Origin of the sequence: Flavobacterium sp. MDT1-60, assembly GCF_014844035.1 — a bacterium.
Lineage (GTDB): Bacteria > Bacteroidota > Bacteroidia > Flavobacteriales > Flavobacteriaceae > Flavobacterium.
The window spans coordinates 2,359,637-2,376,725 of sequence record NZ_CP062159.1 but is presented as its reverse complement, the minus strand read 5'-3'; the positions used below and the strand labels follow the sequence as shown (position 1 = coordinate 2,376,725).

General features: G+C 35.2%; 13 protein-coding genes. 2 read left to right on the top strand and 11 right to left on the bottom strand.

The window, feature by feature from the left end; all coding sequences use genetic code 11:
* Position 1 precedes the first annotated feature (1 nt).
* The 11 genes from IHE43_RS10300 to IHE43_RS10255 form a co-directional block, all read right to left on the bottom strand.
* On the bottom strand, positions 2-1,693 hold the full coding sequence (locus tag IHE43_RS10300) for a RagB/SusD family nutrient uptake outer membrane protein (protein ID WP_192187853.1): 1,692 nt from the start codon (positions 1,691-1,693) through the stop codon (positions 2-4).
* Between the two features lie 22 nt (positions 1,694-1,715).
* Entirely contained in the window at positions 1,716-4,820 is a 3,105-nt protein-coding gene (locus IHE43_RS10295; protein WP_192187852.1) for a TonB-dependent receptor, read from the bottom strand.
* An 18-nt stretch (positions 4,821-4,838) separates the two neighbouring features.
* Positions 4,839-6,107: a glycoside hydrolase family 32 protein gene (locus IHE43_RS23870; RefSeq protein WP_255514178.1), complete on the bottom strand. Its 1,269-nt coding sequence runs from the start codon at positions 6,105-6,107 to the stop codon at positions 4,839-4,841.
* Positions 6,080-6,445 carry a hypothetical protein gene (locus IHE43_RS23865; protein ID WP_255514052.1) on the bottom strand — a complete coding sequence of 122 codons (366 nt, stop codon included), beginning with the start codon at positions 6,443-6,445 and terminating at the stop codon, positions 6,080-6,082. The genes IHE43_RS23870 and IHE43_RS23865 overlap by 28 nt, the downstream gene beginning before the upstream one ends.
* Entirely contained in the window at positions 6,408-7,766 is a 1,359-nt protein-coding gene (locus IHE43_RS10285) for a sugar porter family MFS transporter (protein ID WP_192187851.1), read from the bottom strand. The genes IHE43_RS23865 and IHE43_RS10285 overlap by 38 nt, the downstream gene beginning before the upstream one ends.
* Positions 7,767-7,996: 230 nt before the next feature.
* Positions 7,997-10,708, bottom strand: coding sequence for a substrate-binding domain-containing protein (locus tag IHE43_RS10280; protein ID WP_225585457.1), 2,712 nt, complete (start codon positions 10,706-10,708; stop codon positions 7,997-7,999).
* A gap of 443 nt (positions 10,709-11,151) precedes the next feature.
* The gene (locus IHE43_RS10275; protein WP_192187849.1) at positions 11,152-11,919 is read right to left on the bottom strand and encodes an SDR family NAD(P)-dependent oxidoreductase; all 768 of its coding nucleotides are present in this window, start codon (positions 11,917-11,919) and stop codon (positions 11,152-11,154) included.
* A gap of 123 nt (positions 11,920-12,042) precedes the next feature.
* On the bottom strand, positions 12,043-12,459 hold the full coding sequence (locus IHE43_RS10270) for an OsmC family peroxiredoxin (protein ID WP_192187848.1): 417 nt from the start codon (positions 12,457-12,459) through the stop codon (positions 12,043-12,045).
* A 116-nt stretch (positions 12,460-12,575) separates the two neighbouring features.
* Positions 12,576-13,472 (bottom strand): AraC family transcriptional regulator, encoded by an 897-nt coding sequence (locus IHE43_RS10265; protein WP_192187847.1) that lies wholly within the window; start codon positions 13,470-13,472, stop codon positions 12,576-12,578.
* A 58-nt stretch (positions 13,473-13,530) separates the two neighbouring features.
* A complete protein-coding gene (locus IHE43_RS10260; RefSeq protein WP_192187846.1) occupies positions 13,531-14,349 on the bottom strand; it encodes an SDR family NAD(P)-dependent oxidoreductase in 819 nt (272 codons plus the stop codon).
* A 188-nt stretch (positions 14,350-14,537) separates the two neighbouring features.
* A complete protein-coding gene (locus IHE43_RS10255) occupies positions 14,538-15,299 on the bottom strand; it encodes an NADPH-dependent F420 reductase (protein ID WP_192187845.1) in 762 nt (253 codons plus the stop codon).
* A gap of 156 nt (positions 15,300-15,455) precedes the next feature.
* On the opposite strand from IHE43_RS10255, the gene IHE43_RS10250 reads away from it, so the two are divergent.
* Together IHE43_RS10250 and IHE43_RS23535 are read left to right on the top strand one after the other, a co-directional pair.
* Positions 15,456-15,773, top strand: coding sequence for a helix-turn-helix domain-containing protein (locus tag IHE43_RS10250; protein WP_225585456.1), 318 nt, complete (start codon positions 15,456-15,458; stop codon positions 15,771-15,773).
* 286 nt (positions 15,774-16,059) lie between these two features.
* The gene (locus tag IHE43_RS23535; protein WP_225585455.1) at positions 16,060-17,010 is read left to right on the top strand and encodes a carboxymuconolactone decarboxylase family protein; all 951 of its coding nucleotides are present in this window, start codon (positions 16,060-16,062) and stop codon (positions 17,008-17,010) included.
* The last annotated feature ends 79 nt before the right edge of the window (positions 17,011-17,089 follow it).

Below are 17,089 nucleotides of genomic sequence, written 5' to 3'. Positions count from 1 at the left end.
ATTAATAACCTGGATTTTGTTTGTACAAGCCCTGACTGAAATTAATTTGCTTCAACGGAATTGGGCAATACTCTTCTTTATGCGCATCAAAAAAGGCATCCTGATAATAAGTGCGTTTTGTTTTTTCTCCAGCATAAAAGTCATTCAGTACCTGATCTGTTACTCCCCAACGAACTAAATCAAAGAAACGATTTCCTTCCATAGCCAATTCTAAACGACGTTCGAAACGCATTGCTTTACGTGCAAAATCCTGTGTCCAGTTGCAATTAACTCCATTAACATAAGTATTGATTTTAAAGTTGTTCACATACGGAAGTCTTCCTGTACTTTGAGCAGCTCTCTGTCTAATTTGATTGATCAATGGTAAAGCTTCTGATTGTCTTCCTAATTCAATCAAAGCTTCGGCGCGCATCAAAATCACATCGGCATAACGAATCTGGATTCTGTTTTTTGAGTTTCCATAAAACGGATCAATATTCACCACACAGCTGCAGCTTGGCGCCACATTTTCTTTTAATGAAGCAAAATAGCCATACGTTCCCGGAGATCTTACCCAGGCTTCAACATATAAAAATTCCGGATCGTATTTATAAGGCAAGCCAGGCATGGCAACAGTATGATACAATCTCGGATCAACCGTATTGGCATCGATATTTTTATAATCAAAATCCTGATTGTTATACGTGTCAAATTCCGGTAAACCATTGGCGCCTGTTTTAAAAGCGTTTACTAAGTTTTGACTTGGTTTATGAAAATCGCAGCATCCTAAACCCTGAGGCGTTGATAACACATCTGAAAAATTTAATCTTCCGTATAAAGTTCCGTCGTTATCTGAAAATTGAATTGAGAAAATCGATTCAGCCCCGTTTTCAAAAGTTCCCGGTAAAAAGTTATTAGCAAAATCAGGCTCTAAGCTTGCTTTACCAATTACTTTATCGGTCGCTGCAATTACTTCCTGTAAATGTTGCTGATTGATTCCTGTAACTTTATATGTTTCGTCTTGCGTATAAGCCTGATACAAACGGGTTTTGGCCAAATAAGCATAAGCCGCTTTTTGAGTTGCACGGCCAACTTGTGGCTGTGTTTCCGGCAAATTATCGGCTGCAGCCTGAAAATCTTCAGCAATTTTATTCCAAAGTTCTTCGTTTGAAAGTGCTTTATTTGAGATCGTTTTATACTCTTCTACCGGAATATCTTCAGTAATGTAAGGAACGTTTCTGAACATAATTTTAAGCATAAAGTAAAAATGTCCTCTTAAAAAACGCATCTCGGCAATACGGGTTTTCTTTAGCGGATAATCAGCTTCTGAAATTTGTTCTAACGCTTTCAAAGCTTTATTTGCTCTGGAAACCCCAACATAACTGATGTACCAAAAAGAATCCAGCTCTCCAAAATCCGGTCTGATATTATTCGAAACTTCAAAAAAGTGAAAATCCTGAATATCATTAGTTCCGCTTCCGCCTTTGTAGGCATCGTCAGAGCGAACATTTCCAAAAGGCCACAAACTATAAGGCGAATCATAATGATCATTTCCTAACTGTGCATAAGCTGCATTCATAAATCCTTCTACCGACTGTGGGGTTACAATATCTTCTTCAGACAACACACCACGCGGATCATTTTCAAGAAAATCAGAACAGGATGCCATTAATCCCAGCACTAAAAACCCTGTTATATATATTATTTTTTTCATGTTTTTTTGATTTAATCTTTTATTATAAAGTAAAACTAAGACCAGCGGTAAAAGTCGTTGGCTGAGGATATCCAAACCCTGCATTTTCAGGATCTACACCAGTGAAACTTTTAGCATCAATGATCAGTAAATTTTGTCCGCTGATGTAAAATCTAAAACTGTCGAAATTCAATTTTTTCAATAAATCTTTCGGCAAACTGTAACCAAATTGCAAAACACGAAGTTTAAGATAGTTTCCATTTTCTACATAATAAGTTGAAAACCTTGATTCTGCATTTCTGTCTACCGTTGTTAAAGCTGGAATTGTAGAATTTGGATTATCCAAAGACCAGGCATTTAACAAACGGGTTCCCTTGTTAGAACCTACGTCATCAACACTCCAAAAATCAGTTTGATATTTTGTATTGTTAATTACCTCAACATCACTTGCTCCTTCCCAGAAAGTGGTGAAATCCCAATTTTTATATCCTAATCCTAAATTAAATCCGTACAACAGACCCGGGTTTGGATTTCCAATCCAGGTACGATCTTTATCCGTAATAGTTCCGTCACCGTTTAAATCTTTATAACGAATTCTTCCAAGACCTTTCCCTTCCTGATTGGCCGAGTTATCAACTTCGTCCTGACTTTTAAATAATCCGTCAGTAACATAACCATACATAGAGTTAATCGGGCGACCTAAAATATTATCATTTAATCCGTCTCCTCCGTAATTATTTTTCACTTCATCCGGTAATTCTGTAATCTTGTTTTTGTTTGCAGAAATATTCGCAGAGATATCATATTTCAATCCGAATGAGGTTTCGTCATGGTATCCTAAAGAAACTTCCCACCCTTCATTTTCCATAGAAGCACCGTTTACCCAACGATTTCCACCTTCGCCAATTACTCCTAAATAAGGCGGTAAAACCAGAATATCTTCTGTTTTCTTGATATAGTAATCAACAGAACCGCTTAATTTTTGTTTGAATAATCCGAAATCTAAACCAATATTGGTTTGCGTGGTTGTTTCCCATTTTAAATCATCATTTCCAGATTGTGTTGCAATAAAACCAGAAGGAAGTAATCCGTTTCCGTTCCCTGCAATGTCATAAGCTGTTCCGTAAGACGTAGCCCAGGTTGGACTTCCACCTGCATAACTAGCCAAATACAGACTGTAAACGGCAGTATTACTAATTTCCTGATTTCCGGTTTGTCCCCAACCTGCACGTAATTTTAAATCTGAAATAATCGGTGCGTTATTTTTTATGAAACTTTCATTACTGATTCTCCATCCTGCCGAAACTGCCGGAAAGGTTCCGAATTGATTGTTTTTACCAAAACGAGAAGAACCATCTCGACGAATTGTAGCTGAAACTAAATAACGATTATCAAACTCATAATCTGCTTTTCCAAAATAAGAAAGCAAAGAATATACGGTTGAAGTTCCGCTTGTAAACGATTCTCCTGTTCCTGCATCAGGATACATATAATCAGGTGTTTCGATCAAAAAGTCATTTTTACGTAAAGTTGTGGTGTCAAAAATATCTTTATACATCTCGGTTCCTACCATTAAATTCAAATTGCTTTTTCCGAAATTCAAGCTATAAATTGCCGTATTTGTCCATGTCCATTTATCACTCACCGATTGGTCAATTGTAACCGATGTCTGATCATTTTGCAAATAACCAGATTGGTAACTTCTTTGCAAAGTGCGTTTTTTATAAGACCCGTAATCAACACCAAAACTACTCTTGATATGCAGGTTTTTAATGATTTCTAAATCGGCATACATATTTCCAAAAAGACGTAAATAATCGTATTTATTGTCTTTGTTATATTCTAAAAGACGAACCGGATTTTGCCTGTCATTCATTCCTCCAACTGGCCCACCCCAGCCTTTTCCATCTACAGTTCGTACCGGAATAATTGGTAAAGCACGGAGTGCAGGATCTAAAACTCCCGGATCTGTAACTTCATTCGTACGATTGAAACTAAAATTTTCTCCGATAACCAACTTACCGTCAAAATATTTATAAGAACCATTCATTCTGGCCGAGATTCTTTCAAAATCAGTTGTTTTTACAACACCTTCACTTCCGTAATAACCTAATGAAAAAACATAGCTTCCTTTGTCTGATGCGTTTGAAACTGATAAATCATAAGAATTTGCTATACCGGATTGTGAAATGGCATCGTACCAGTCTGTATTAGAAGCTTTCAGTGTTTGATTAGCATCTAAATATTCAGGAACCAAAACTTTGTTTAACTCTGGTTTATTATTGTTAACCGACCAATCAAATTGATAACGCAGGTTATTATTGTTCGGATTTAATCCGTCGTTGATATTCGCCTGCCATAAAGCCTCACCAAATTGGTTGGCATTTAGTACTTCCTGTTTTCTGGAATAATCAGAAATTGAGGTATAAGTACTAAAATTGATTCTCATTTTACCCTCTTTTCCTTTTTTGGTTGTAATGATAATTACTCCATTTGAAGCACGAGAACCATAAATACTCGCTGAAGAAGCATCTTTTAAAACCTGAATGGTTTCAATATCATTTGAATTTAATTCGTGCATTCCTGATTTGGTTGGCATTCCGTCAATTACATAAAGAGGATCTGTGTTGTTTAAAGTTCCTACCCCACGAATCACCACTTTTGTATTTCCTCCACTTGGAGATCCGTCAGACGAAACTTTCACCCCCGCTACTCTTCCCTGCAGCGCTTTAATTGGGTTTGGCTCCGGCTGTTTCATGACTTCCTTCATGTTTACAACAGCAACCGCTCCGGTAATATCTGTTTTCTTTTGTTTTGAATATCCTGTTACAACAACTTCATTAAGTTGATTGTTGTCTACTTTTAAAATTATATTAAATGTTTTTTGTCCTTTAACGGGAATCGATTGTGGCGCATATCCGATAAAAGAAACTACAAATGTCGCATCAGAAGCTATGGTTGAGAAGGCAAAATTCCCATCAAAATCAGTAACTGTACTGGTATTAGTTCCGGAAATAATTATGGTTGCTCCCGGAAGTGGCATTCCGTCATCTGACGAGATTACCGTTCCTTTAATTCCGCTTTCCTGCGCTGTCATAATCAGCATTGGAAAGAAGAAAAATAGAAAATAAATAATTTTACTTTTCATGAGGTTAGTGGTTTTTAGTTAGTTTATATTTAATTGGTTAAGTACGAGGTTGCTCAATTCAATTCCTTCGTTTGAAGAAACCGAGAGAGAAGTAAATGGCTGGTTTGTGAAAAAGATTTCCGTTATTACTTTTTCGCCATTATTGTAAAATATTTCAATAGATGTTTTGTCTAAAATGATTTTAAAAACGCCCTCTTTTAGATTACTGTCTATAGCTGCTTTAGTAATTGTTGAAGCAAATTTTTCTGAGAAATCATTTTTTCCTGCCTTCGAACGATCCACAAATAAATAATGATCTGAATTATTGATCCCGAAAGTCAAAGCTTCTCCAGCAGCATTCGAAAGTGTAAAAGTGTAGGTATCCTGTTTTAAGTTTTTTAAATTAAAATTGACAATCGCCTGGGTTAAATCAATTTTTTCCGCTTCAGGAATCGAAAGTTTTCCTTTTCCTTTAAGATTTTTTCCTTTGATCGTTTTAGAAACATATTTATTGATTTCTTTTACCGGATTGCTAACCAAACTATAGTCCGTTCCTTTTTTGATTAACTGAATTTCACGTGCAATTGTCGTACTGCTTCTCCAGGCATTAGTGGGTACTTGTTGTGCATAATCCCAATTAGACATCCATCCAATAAATAATCGTCGCCCGCCGGCATTTGGAACATTATTCCAGGTTACTCCTGCATAATTATCTTTTCCATAATCAATCCAAACGGCCTTTTCCTGTTCTACTCTTTTGGCAAAATTTGAATCTAATGTAAAAGTCGTTCCATCAAAATCTCCAATAAAATATTGTGTTCCTGAACCGCCATTTGCTCCACCCGGATTTAAACTCTGAATTAAAACCCATTTGGTTTCATTGCTATTTTTTACTTTTATCTGAAAGAAATCCGGGCATTCCCAAACACCTCCGTGAGCTCCAATATTCTTTCCAAAATCAGATAAATATTCCCAGCTTTTAAGGTCTTTCGATTTATAAAACTGAGCTCTGTCCTGGGCTGCCAAAACCAATATCCATTGTTTGTGGGTCTCATCCCAGGTCATTTTTGGGTCACGGAAATCACGAATTCCAGGGTTTTTTATGACAGGATTTCCTTCCTCAAATTTCTGCCAAGTAAAACCGTTATCGTTCGAATAGGCAATATCCTGCTGCTCTACATCAATTTTATTTTCTTTTTCCTTTGTCATATTATGCAAAGTATAAATCGCAACAATTGGGGCCGTTTTTCCGGTACCTAAACCAGAAGTATTGTTTGAATCTACAACCGAACTTCCCGAAAAATATATTTGTCATTATCCGGATAAATGGCAATGGGCTGTTCTTCCCATTTTATTAAATCTTTACTAATCGCATGTCCCCAATGCATTGGCCCCCATTTATTTCCATCAGGATAATGTTGATAGAATAAATGATAATATCCGTTTGCGTAGAACATTCCGTTAGGATCATTCATCCAGCCTTTTTTTGGTGTAAAATGAAAATTAGGGCGGTACATTTGTTCTTCTGTAGAAGCTGATACCGAAACAGCAGTCGTTTGTGCAACAACCGAATATGGTTTACAGCCTCCTATTGATAATAGTATAGCACTATAAAATGCCAGCGGTAGATGTTTCTTTGATTTCATTTTTTTTGATATTTTTTTTGGTTAGATTCTCGCTTAATACTTCTAAAGAAATTCCTTTAGTTTCCGGCATTATAAAAATTACAAACAGTAACTGCAGCACCATCATTAATGTAAAAACTAAGAATACGACTTCCGGACCAATTTCTGAAAATAACATCGGAATTAAAGATGGAATAATTGCTGCTAAAACCCAGTGCACCGAACTTCCAAAAGCCTGTCCTGAAGCACGAATGTGATTTGGAAAAATTTCTGAGATGAAAACCCAGATAACAGCTCCCTGGCCAATGGCGTGAGAAGCGATAAATAAGAAAAGGAAAATTGGTACTGATAATCCTCCCCAATTGAAATAAAACGAAGCAGAGACCAATCCTAAAGAAATAATATATCCAATAGAACCAATGTACATTAACAACTTTCTTCCTAATTTGTCAATTAATGCCACTCCGATTAAAGTAAAGATAAGATTTGTAATCCCGATTCCGATACTGCTTAATAAAGCTGTGTTTTGTCCTAAACCTGCTTCTTCAAAAATTCTTGGCGCGTAATATAAAAAGGCATTGATTCCCGAAAACTGATTAAAAAATGCAATTAAAAAAGCAAGCATTAACGGAAAACGGTATTTTTTCATGAAGATATTTTCGTGTCTGGTAACGCCATTTTCTCTCGAGTCGTCCATTATATCTGTAAGATTTGCTGACGGATCAATTTTGAATAATACTTTACGCGCTTCTTCATCACGGTTTTTAGATAATAACCATCTTGGGCTTTCCGGTATTGTAAGTATAAAAAGAATATAAATAAAAGAGGGGATCGCCTGAACTCCCACCATCCAACGCCAGGCATTTTCTCCAATATCTTTTAAAAAGTAGTTTGAGATAAAAGCAATTAAAATTCCGAGTACAATATTAAACTGATACAAGGCTACTAAACGTCCGCGTTTGTCTGCAGGAGCAATTTCAGAAACATAAGCCGGAGCAGCGATAGTAGAAGCACCAACACCTAAACCTCCAATAAAACGGAAAGCAGCAAATACAAATGGATCATTTGCAAAAGCAGCACCTACAGCTGAAATGAAATATAAGATCCCGATCCAGAATAGTGTTTTTTTACGACCTATTTTATTGGTTGGGATTCCTCCAAAAATAGCACCTACAACGGTTCCCCAAAGTGCCATTGCCATAACAACAGATCCATGGAAAGCATCAGAAGAATGCCAAAGAAGCTGTAATTGTTTATCAGCTCCAGAAATAACTACGGTATCAAAACCGAATAGAAAACCTGCCAGTGCAGCAGTAACAGACCAAATCAATATCTTATTCATTGTAGATGTATTAAAAACTTGTTGCTAAGATATTCGCAAAAAAAACAACTTATTTTTAATGATGTTACAATTTAATTCTATAATTATTGATGGTTTAATACTTTAACTATAAAACCTTTGTTTATAAGGCTTTACAGAATCTAAAATATATTTACGAAAACCGTGTAGTTTCGATTTTGTTACATTAGGTTTAAAATTGATACACGAATTGTATCAATTTTAAACCAATATCAATTTGAAGATTTGTATTCCTTTGGTGAAATTCCAAATTTATTCTTAAAAGCTGTAGAAAAATAGTTTGGAGAAGAGAATCCAAGCGAGTATGCAATTTCAGAAATATTCATATTATTGGACTTTAAAAGCTCTGCCGCTTTCTCCAATTTTACGTTATTAATGTGATCGCTGATATTAATCCCTATTATGGCTTTTACCTTTCGATACAACTGAACTCTGGAAACACCAAGTTTATCAGCTAAATCCTCAACAGAGAATTTAGGATTTTCAACATTCATCTTTATAATATCATTCATTTTAGTAATAAATGATTGTTCCTGATTACCAAATTTAGACTCAGGCTCAACACGGTAAATATTATTGGTGTAATAATAACGTAGTTTTTCTCTGTTGAAAAGTAAACTCGAAATAGATTGTTTTAAAATCGAAAGACTGAAAGGTTTCGTAAGATATTGGTCAACTCCGCTCTGCAATCCTTTTAAAACAGATTCTTTGTTACTTTGCGCCGTTAAAATAATAATTGGAATATGCGAAGATCTTAAATCCTTTTTCAATTCTTTACTAATTTCATAACCGTCTTTGCCTACCAAATTAATGTCGCAAATGATGATATCCGGAACAATTTCCATTGCTTTCTCAATAGCATCGCTTCCGTCTGAAGTATGAACCACATATTCGTTCGATAATTTAGCTTTTAAAAAAGTAACCAAATCGATATTGTCTTCAATAACCAAAAGCGTATGTTTTTCTGAATCAGAAATTACGTGTGCTTCATTTATATCAGCTTCAATATCAAGATTATCTGCTATTAAATTTGGCGTTATATTTAGTTTTTCAGCTTTGTTGATAATTTCAGAAGGCTGTAAATGACTATTTCCTTTTAATAACGTAATCACAAACTCGCTTCCTTGTTTTGATTTCAATTCGATTATTCCCTGATGTAATAGTACAAATTCTTTTGACAAATGAAGTCCAATGCCTGAGCTGTTTTTATTATTATTTGAGGCTCTAAAAAAGGGATTAAAAACATTAGACAATTCATTCTCAGGTATCCCGATTCCAGAATCTTTAAAACTAATTTTAACTGTGTTGTCTTGATTTTCGACAATCGAAATACTTATTTTTCCGTTGTCAGGCGTAAATTTGAAAGCGTTAGAAAGCAAATTGAAATATACTTTATCCATTAATCCTCTATCAATAAACAACTCCAGATTTTTGTTTTTGCAGGTAAGCTGAAAATCAATATTTCTACGGGCTGCTTCGCCTTTAAAGTTCGTCATTACTTCATTTGTAAAATCATAAATCTTAGTATTTGAAGCTCTTAATGTAAATTTTTGCTCTTCGATTTTTCTAAAATCCAATAACTGATTTATTAATCGCAATAATCTATTCGAATTTTTATGAATCAGTTTCACCTCATCAATAAGCGCGGTTCCTTTGATTTTCTCATTTTCAATTAACGACTCCACATAACTCATAATCAAAGTTATGGGCGTTTTAAATTCATGCGAAAGTCCGGTAAAGAAATTCAATTTTGCTTCATTGCTTCTCTCAGCAATTTTTGCCATTTCCTGAATTTCATTATTCTGATCGATTACCGTTTGATTAATTCTTTCGAGCTGTTTTTTCTTTCTTGAAATAGAAATAGTCGAGTAAATGCTGTAAATCGTCAAACTCAAAATAATCACTAAGAAAAAACTCAGTAACCGAACCAGATTGTTTTGTGAAGCATATTCTCTTTCCTGTACTTTTATTGCTCCTTGCTGTGACTCGATAACGGCTTGCTGCTGATCAACTTTATCCATTTGATTCTCGATAATTTCAGCATTATTCTTGTCAATAACAATAGTGTTTAGGATATTATTTTTAGAAATCGGTTCTTTATTATACATTTTAAGAGCCAATTTCAACGCTTCGTTTCCTCCTGTGGGATACAAAATAGTCCCGTCTAAAACACTACTTTTTACCAATTCTATTCCGCCATTCACGGTATTCAATCCATCAACACCAATAAATTTAATTTTCTTCTCTAATCCAACAGTTTTAGCTGTTTCCCAAGCACTTAATGCCATACGATCGTTATGGGCAAAAATGTATTCAACATCCGGATTTTGCAATAGAATCGCTTTCAAAGGTGCTTTAACAGATTCTCCTTCCCAATCGCCATGAATGGTGTTTTCGACTTTGAAACGCTTGTTTTCATTGATTACCTGTTCAAATCCAAGACTACGCTCATACGCTGGAGATGAACCATTTGCACCGGTAATTTCGATAATTTTACCAGAGCCTTTACTGTGCGAAATAATATATCGGGCAGCAATTCTTCCAATTTCAATATTATCGGCTCCAAGATAAGCGGTGTAATTTTCGCCGTCAATTTTACGATCTACAACAAGAACCGGAATTCCGGCTTTTATCGATTTTTCGACAACTGCAGTTAAGGGTTTGGATTGAATTGGAGATACAATAATTACGTCTACTTTATTAGATATAAATCTTTCAATATCTTCGATTTGTTTCTCGATATTGTTATCAGCATCTTTAATGGTCAGATCAACTTCAGGTCGTAATGAAGCTTCAATTTTTATCGAACTATTCATTTGTTTGCGCCAATCGTCAGTAGCCATAGCTTGAGAAAACCCGACTTTTATTTTATCTCCTTGTTTTTGTCTACAGGAAACTAAACTTAATGATACTATAATAAGCATCAAAATATATTTTACAAATTGATACATGAAACTAAGAATTAATGTAAATAAAAAAAGATTTTTACAGTACCTTCCGGAACAGGCAACTTGTCAAAATAATTAGGAAGGATTATTTTGTAATGACAAGTAAGAAGGATATATATAAACGTAAAGGTAAAATTAAACTTTTATTTCATCTACACAAATCAGTAATAAGATATCTATAAACAAAAAATGGAAGCCGATGGCATTAAACTTATATAAAAACAAGGTTGCACGCTAGCAGTAATGGGTTCGGTTCTGCTATTTTTTTTATCGTCAAATTATTGATTATTGCCTACACATTTATATAGTTTCTAAATTTGGCATTAAAGTTAGTTTTCTTTCTTTTCTTTTCTTCTAATTACAACAAAAACCCATTCAAAATTAATCGAATGAGTTTTTCTAATTTATTTAAAAGTCTATTATATTCTATATCCACCGGAAACTTCTATACGTTGCGCGTTAATCCATTTGGAATCATCGGAACAAAGGAATGCTACCACACTTCCAATATCATCCGGCAAACCAACTCTTCCTAAAGCTGTTTCAGAAGCTAAATATTTATTCAAATCTGAAGTATCACGAACAACACCGCCACCAAAATCAGTTTCAATGGCGCCCGGAGCAACGGAATTGACTCTTATCTTTCTGCTTCCCAATTCCAAAGCCTGGTATCTTGATAATGAATCGACTGCCGCTTTCATTGCACCATAAGCGGAATATCCAGCAAAAGAAAATCTTGCCAAACCAGAGGACGTGTTCACAATGCTGCTTCCATCATTCAGTAATGGTAACAATTTTTGTGTTAAGAAATACGGCCCTTTGAAATGGATATTTGTCATTGCGTCCAAAATTTCTTCTGTTGTTGTTTCAAAACTTTCATTGATTCCGATACCTGCATTGTTTACCACTGCATCTAGTTTTGCAGAAGAAAATTGAGTATCTAAAACACCTCTTACTTCAGTTACAAATTGGTCAAAACCTGCAGTTGTGGAAATATCCAAACGCAATGCAAACGCTTTTTGTCCAATAGTTTCAATTTCTTTTACCACTTCGTCCGCAAATTCTTTTTTGGTTTGATAAGTAAGGATGATATCAAATCCTTTTTTTGCTAATTGTAAAGCCGAATCTTTACCAAGTCCACGGCTTGCACCTGTTACTAATGCTATTTTATTTTGATTGTTTGACATTTCTTGTTATTTTTTAATATTTATGTATTTTTAAATTAATTCGTTATTTAGACCTCAGCCTACACATTTTCTTTATAAACTTAACTATCAGACAAGTCTCAAGGATTTTTTCAGGTTAAATTCTTAAGAAATAAAATGTGCTTCTGAATGTATTGGTATATTTAAAACCTTGGAAATTAAGCAATTCTTTTCAGCATCTTTTGTAATGGTTTCAAATTCATCGGCACTAATTCCCGACACAGAACCTGTAATTGAAAGATGTATTCCTGTTATATCAAAACCCTCCATTGACAAAGTAGCTTCTGTATTTAATGATGTTGGATCCAGTCCTTTCTCTGTTAATGCAAAACTGACAGCCATCGTAAAACAACCTGCATGTGCTGCCGCTAACAACTCTTCAGGATTTGTGCCTTTTACGTCTTCAGAAATACGAGTTTTAAAACTGAACTTCGTTTTGTTTAAGGTTCCGCTTTGGGTGGTCAATTCACCGTTGCCTTCTTTTATAGTACCTGACCAATAAGCTCTTGCTGTACGTTTCATTTTTTTGTATATTAATTTTTAAATGTCATTATTGGCGCTGTTTGATTGCATCGCCCTGGTTTTAAGATAAAATTACAGAGAGGCTTTCTCTTACTGTTTTATAAGATTTATATTTGTTAGTTTAAGATATTTCCTCTGAATTCATTTGGAGTGCGACCTACTTCTTTTTTAAACAGGCGTGAAAAGTAGGTTGTATTTTCAAAACCAAGTAAATGTGAAATTTCAGATATATTTAGTTCTCTTTCGGTCAATAAGTTTTTTGCCTCACCAATCAAAAAAAGATGAATAAGTTCTAATGCCGTCTTTCCTGTTTCTTGTTTGAGCAAATCGGTTAAATAGCGGGAAGATATATTTAGCTTCTCTGCCATCAGGGATACCGTTGGTAATCCTATGTTTTTTGTTTTTCTTTCTTCAAAATTAGCAGCCAGCAGTGCATTAAATTTTGTGACTGTAGAACCGGTTAGTTGTTTACGGTTAATAAACTGTCTTTTATAAAAGCGCTGTGCATATTTAAGCATGGAATCCAGATGACTTACAATTATAGCTTTGCTTAGTTCGTCAGTATTATTATGGTATTCTTTTTCAATGCTGAAATACAAATTCCAGATGATATCCTCTTCTGCAGGTGAAAGATGTAATGCCTCATTGACCTCATAATCGAAATAACTATATTTCCTGATTTCGTTGTAAAGTACTGTTCCCGGCAAAAAGTCTTCATGAATAATAATTAGGAATCCCTTTTCCTCTAGTTCTACATTTTTAAAAACCACTTTCTGCTGGGGCTTTACAAACGACATGGAGCCAAGGTCATGGTCATATTTTGTTTTTCCATAATGCATACTGCCGGATTTTAATTTTTTAAATCCTATTATGTAAAATTCTGATGAAAATTCAAGAATACTATTACCGTTGCAAGTGTCCCTTTCACCGTATGCCACACTAAAAAGTGGGTTCTCCGGAGGTTTTACACCAAGAGCTTCATGCAGATCGCTGATTTTTTTGAAATGTTTCATTGTTCTCAATTTTAAAAACAGAATCCGGCAAATTCAGATTCTGTCAATTTAAACTCTATTATCCATGTGCTGCTACAGAAACATCCTGCCATGATTCCCATATTTTCAGTCGTTCTTCGTAAGTGTATTTTACCCAAGGGTAAACAGTTTTTCCCAACAGCAGTCTTAATGGAGGGTTTTCCGAATCTACCAAATTAAAAAGAGCATTAGCAGTTGCTGCAGGGTTTCCCGAATCCTGTTCCTTAGCGTGCTCATAAAAATCTTTTCTTATACCATCGTAATCTGCTATTGATTCGCTCAATGCAAGAGAAGTGTTACCGAAGAAATCTGTGGAAAAACCTCCCGGTTCTACTATGGTCACTTTAATGCCAAATCCGGTAACTTCACCAGCCAGGGTTTCAGTGAGCCCTTCAACTGCGAACTTGGTTGCACTATAGAGTCCCATTAACGATACAGTATTCAATCCCAAGGCACTTGAAAGTTGAATGATGTGTCCGGAATTTTGCTCACGCATAATAGGCAAAACTGCCTGAATAGTCCATAATGACCCCAGTACATTAGTTTCAAACTGCGCTCTTACGTCCTGCTCTTTTAATTCCTCAACAGCCCCAATGTGTCCAAAGCCTGCATTGTTGATTAATACGTCTATGGTACCAAAGTGCTTTTTTGCAGTTTCAATTGCTTCAAAACTTGCGCTCCTATCAGTAACATCCAGTTTTAGCACCAATAGGGTTGATGAAAATTCTTTGGTTAGTTTGGTTAGTGTTTCAGGATTACGAACAGCCGCAACTACATTATCGCCACGTTTTAAGAATGCCTCTGCCCAAATTCTCCCGAATCCACGGGATGCACCTGTTATAAAAATTGTTTTTGCCATTATATTATTTTTGATATTTATAAGTACAAAGTTCTGCCAATTAATTATAGCGATTGTGATACATAAGTAGGCAATAATGAAACGTTTTTACGAAATTTGGCTATGGCTGTGGTCCGATGTTTCCATAATGAAATATAAAAAAACAAAATCCCATCACATTTATTGAGAGGGATTTTGCAGTTCGATCTTTATAATTTATTAGACTTAGGATTTTTTTGAAATAACCCTCTGTTGTATTCTACTACATCTGGATGTGATGGATATGAAGGCAGGGAAGAAAGATCAGCAATAGCCTTATCTCTTAAGGAAGGTGCTTCTTCTTTTACTCCATCAGAAAGTGCCTGTTTTAATTCTTCTGCAGTAAGTTCTGTGCAGTAAGCAGGAGTTCCCGGCTGATGTCTCCAGGATTCAGAAAGTTTGCCAGAGTCAACGGCATCGTAACCGGCATCATTAATTAATCCCATAATTATTTTTTTTGCCTCTTTGTCATTACCTGCGACAGCCATTGCTATTCTGTCTTCAGAACCTGACTCTTTTCCGCCACTTGCCAGTGTTTCTGCCAATAAGTTGTTGAAGGCTTTTATCACCGGTCTCCCTAATTGTTCAGATACCCAAACACTTTCCACTTTTCCATTTTTGATCTCTTCAATGTCGGCATCACGGAATGGATAATAATTTGATGTGTCTACCACAATTACATTTTCCGGAACGTCTGCTAACAAATCTTTAGGTAAAGTTGGGATTGCTATGGTTGGCAATGATAAAATGATAACATTTACATTTTTTACAACATCCTTTATACTTGCAGCTGCAACACTTAACTCCTCAGCACGAGCCTTTAATTTATCACCTTGATCTGAATTATTCACTTTCACTTCATGACCAGCTGCCGCCATTTTTTTTGCGATCGTACCACCTATTGCACCGGTACCTATTATTCCTATTTTCATATTCTCACTATTTTACTATTTTACTATTAAATCGTATTGCAAAATTAAACAAAATTACTTTCCTTTGTATAGTCATTTCCCAAAGGAAAGCGAAATAAACAATTTATTATGCCGAAAAAGAAACCTTACTGTGAGTGCTTAAATACCGTTAAGCCAGTGCGGGACACACTGGAAGTAATTAATGGAAAATGGAAATTATCGATTATTATTTCAGTCGGTGTAGGCAACAGTCGATTTACGGAAATCCAGGAGAGTATTCCGGGACTAACTCCCAAAGTGCTGTCTAAGGAACTTAAGGAACTCGAACAGCACCAATTGATCAAAAGGGTTATAACACACGATTATCCTGTCAAAATTTCCTATTGCCTGGAACCCTATGCGGATACCTTAACCCCAATAATCTATGCTATGAAAGATTGGGGTCTAAACCACAAGAAGAAAATTTTCCAGGAAGTTAATCCTGCAGAAGTTTAGAAGATTCGAATTCAAAATAAGTAAAAATGGTAAATACATCTGTATAAAATCAGGTCCTTTACAATCCTGAAATTTGTAATAGCTAAAATCAGTTTTATACGATACTTAAGTATAAGTCTCTCCTTAACTGAAATTCTTAAAATATTAATTTTTAAATCAGCACAATTATGATCAATAAGAAATTTAGAAACTATAGATACCTATTCACTTTCTTCATAATTCTCAATACAATGAATGCACAAGACAACAATAAAAAGATCAAGTCTTAAATACACATCAGCAAAGCATGGCAACTATTGCCGCACTTACAGCAACAGGAAATTTAGAACAATTAAAACCTGCCATAAATACTGGTCTTAAAGCCGGACTTACTATAAATGAAATAAAAGAAGCTTTGGTGCAACTTTATGCCTATTGTGGATTTCCCCGAAGCTTAAATGCTATCAACTCGTTAATGGCTGTTCTCGAAGAAAGAAAATCCCAAGGCATAAAAGATACTGAAGGTAAAGATGCTTCTACAGCTTCTGTAACTGAAAAATACAAATCAGGAAAAGAGAATCTGCAAAAATTAACGGGTAAAGAAGAAACAGGTCCAAAAACAGGTGCCGCTGCTTTTGCTCCTGTAATAGATACTTTTTTAAAAGAACATTTGTTTGCAGATATTTTTAATCGTGATGTGTTGGATTTCCGCCAAAGAGAGTTTGTAACTATCTCTGCACTCGCTGCAATGTCCGGAGTTGAGCCACAGCTCCAAGCACATCTATTTATGGGTAAAAATACCGGGATAACAGATGCCCAGCTTTTGGAACTTACCACTATTATCGAAAAAACAGCAGGAAAAACACAAGCCAATATTTTAAGAAATGCCATTGGTCAGCCTGTTACACCAATTATTGAACCTGATATGCTCGTAAGAATTTCTGAAATCGAAATTATTCCTGAATATTTAGAAGAATACAAAACTATACTCGAAAAAGAATCTTCAGAATCAGTAAAACTTGAAGCAGGAGTCATTGCAATTTACCCTATGTTTCAAAAAGAAAATCCTGCTCAGATTAGGATAATAGAGATATATGCTAATCAAAAATCCTATAAATCTCATTTGCAGACACCCCATTTTCAGCATTATAAAACCACAACCTTAAAAATGGTAAAATCATTAAAATTAGTAGATATGACCGCCTTAGACCCGGATACTATGACACTTATTTTTGAAAAGACTGGAAAGCAATTCTAATAAAATATAAGCCAATTTTTGTAGAAGGCATCCATGAGCCACTTATTTAATATAAGCTTTTTAAAGAAGTTCCTTACCT

Coding starts and splice junctions, on each gene's coding strand:
- IHE43_RS10300 (WP_192187853.1), bottom strand. CDS start 1,693: ATGAAAAAAATAATATATATAACAGGGTTTTTAGTGCTGGGATTAATG.
- IHE43_RS10295 (WP_192187852.1), bottom strand. CDS start 4,820: ATGAAAAGTAAAATTATTTATTTTCTATTTTTCTTCTTTCCAATGCTG.
- IHE43_RS23865 (WP_255514052.1), bottom strand. CDS start 6,445: ATGAAATCAAAGAAACATCTACCGCTGGCATTTTATAGTGCTATACTA.
- IHE43_RS10285 (WP_192187851.1), bottom strand. CDS start 7,766: ATGAATAAGATATTGATTTGGTCTGTTACTGCTGCACTGGCAGGTTTT.
- IHE43_RS10280 (WP_225585457.1), bottom strand. CDS start 10,708: ATGCTTATTATAGTATCATTAAGTTTAGTTTCCTGTAGACAAAAACAA.
- IHE43_RS10275 (WP_192187849.1), bottom strand. CDS start 11,919: ATGTCAAACAATCAAAATAAAATAGCATTAGTAACAGGTGCAAGCCGT.
- IHE43_RS10270 (WP_192187848.1), bottom strand. CDS start 12,459: ATGAAACGTACAGCAAGAGCTTATTGGTCAGGTACTATAAAAGAAGGC.
- IHE43_RS10265 (WP_192187847.1), bottom strand. CDS start 13,472: ATGAAACATTTCAAAAAAATCAGCGATCTGCATGAAGCTCTTGGTGTA.
- IHE43_RS10260 (WP_192187846.1), bottom strand. CDS start 14,349: ATGGCAAAAACAATTTTTATAACAGGTGCATCCCGTGGATTCGGGAGA.
- IHE43_RS10255 (WP_192187845.1), bottom strand. CDS start 15,299: ATGAAAATAGGAATAATAGGTACCGGTGCAATAGGTGGTACGATCGCA.
- IHE43_RS23535 (WP_225585455.1), top strand. CDS start 16,060: ATGGCAACTATTGCCGCACTTACAGCAACAGGAAATTTAGAACAATTA.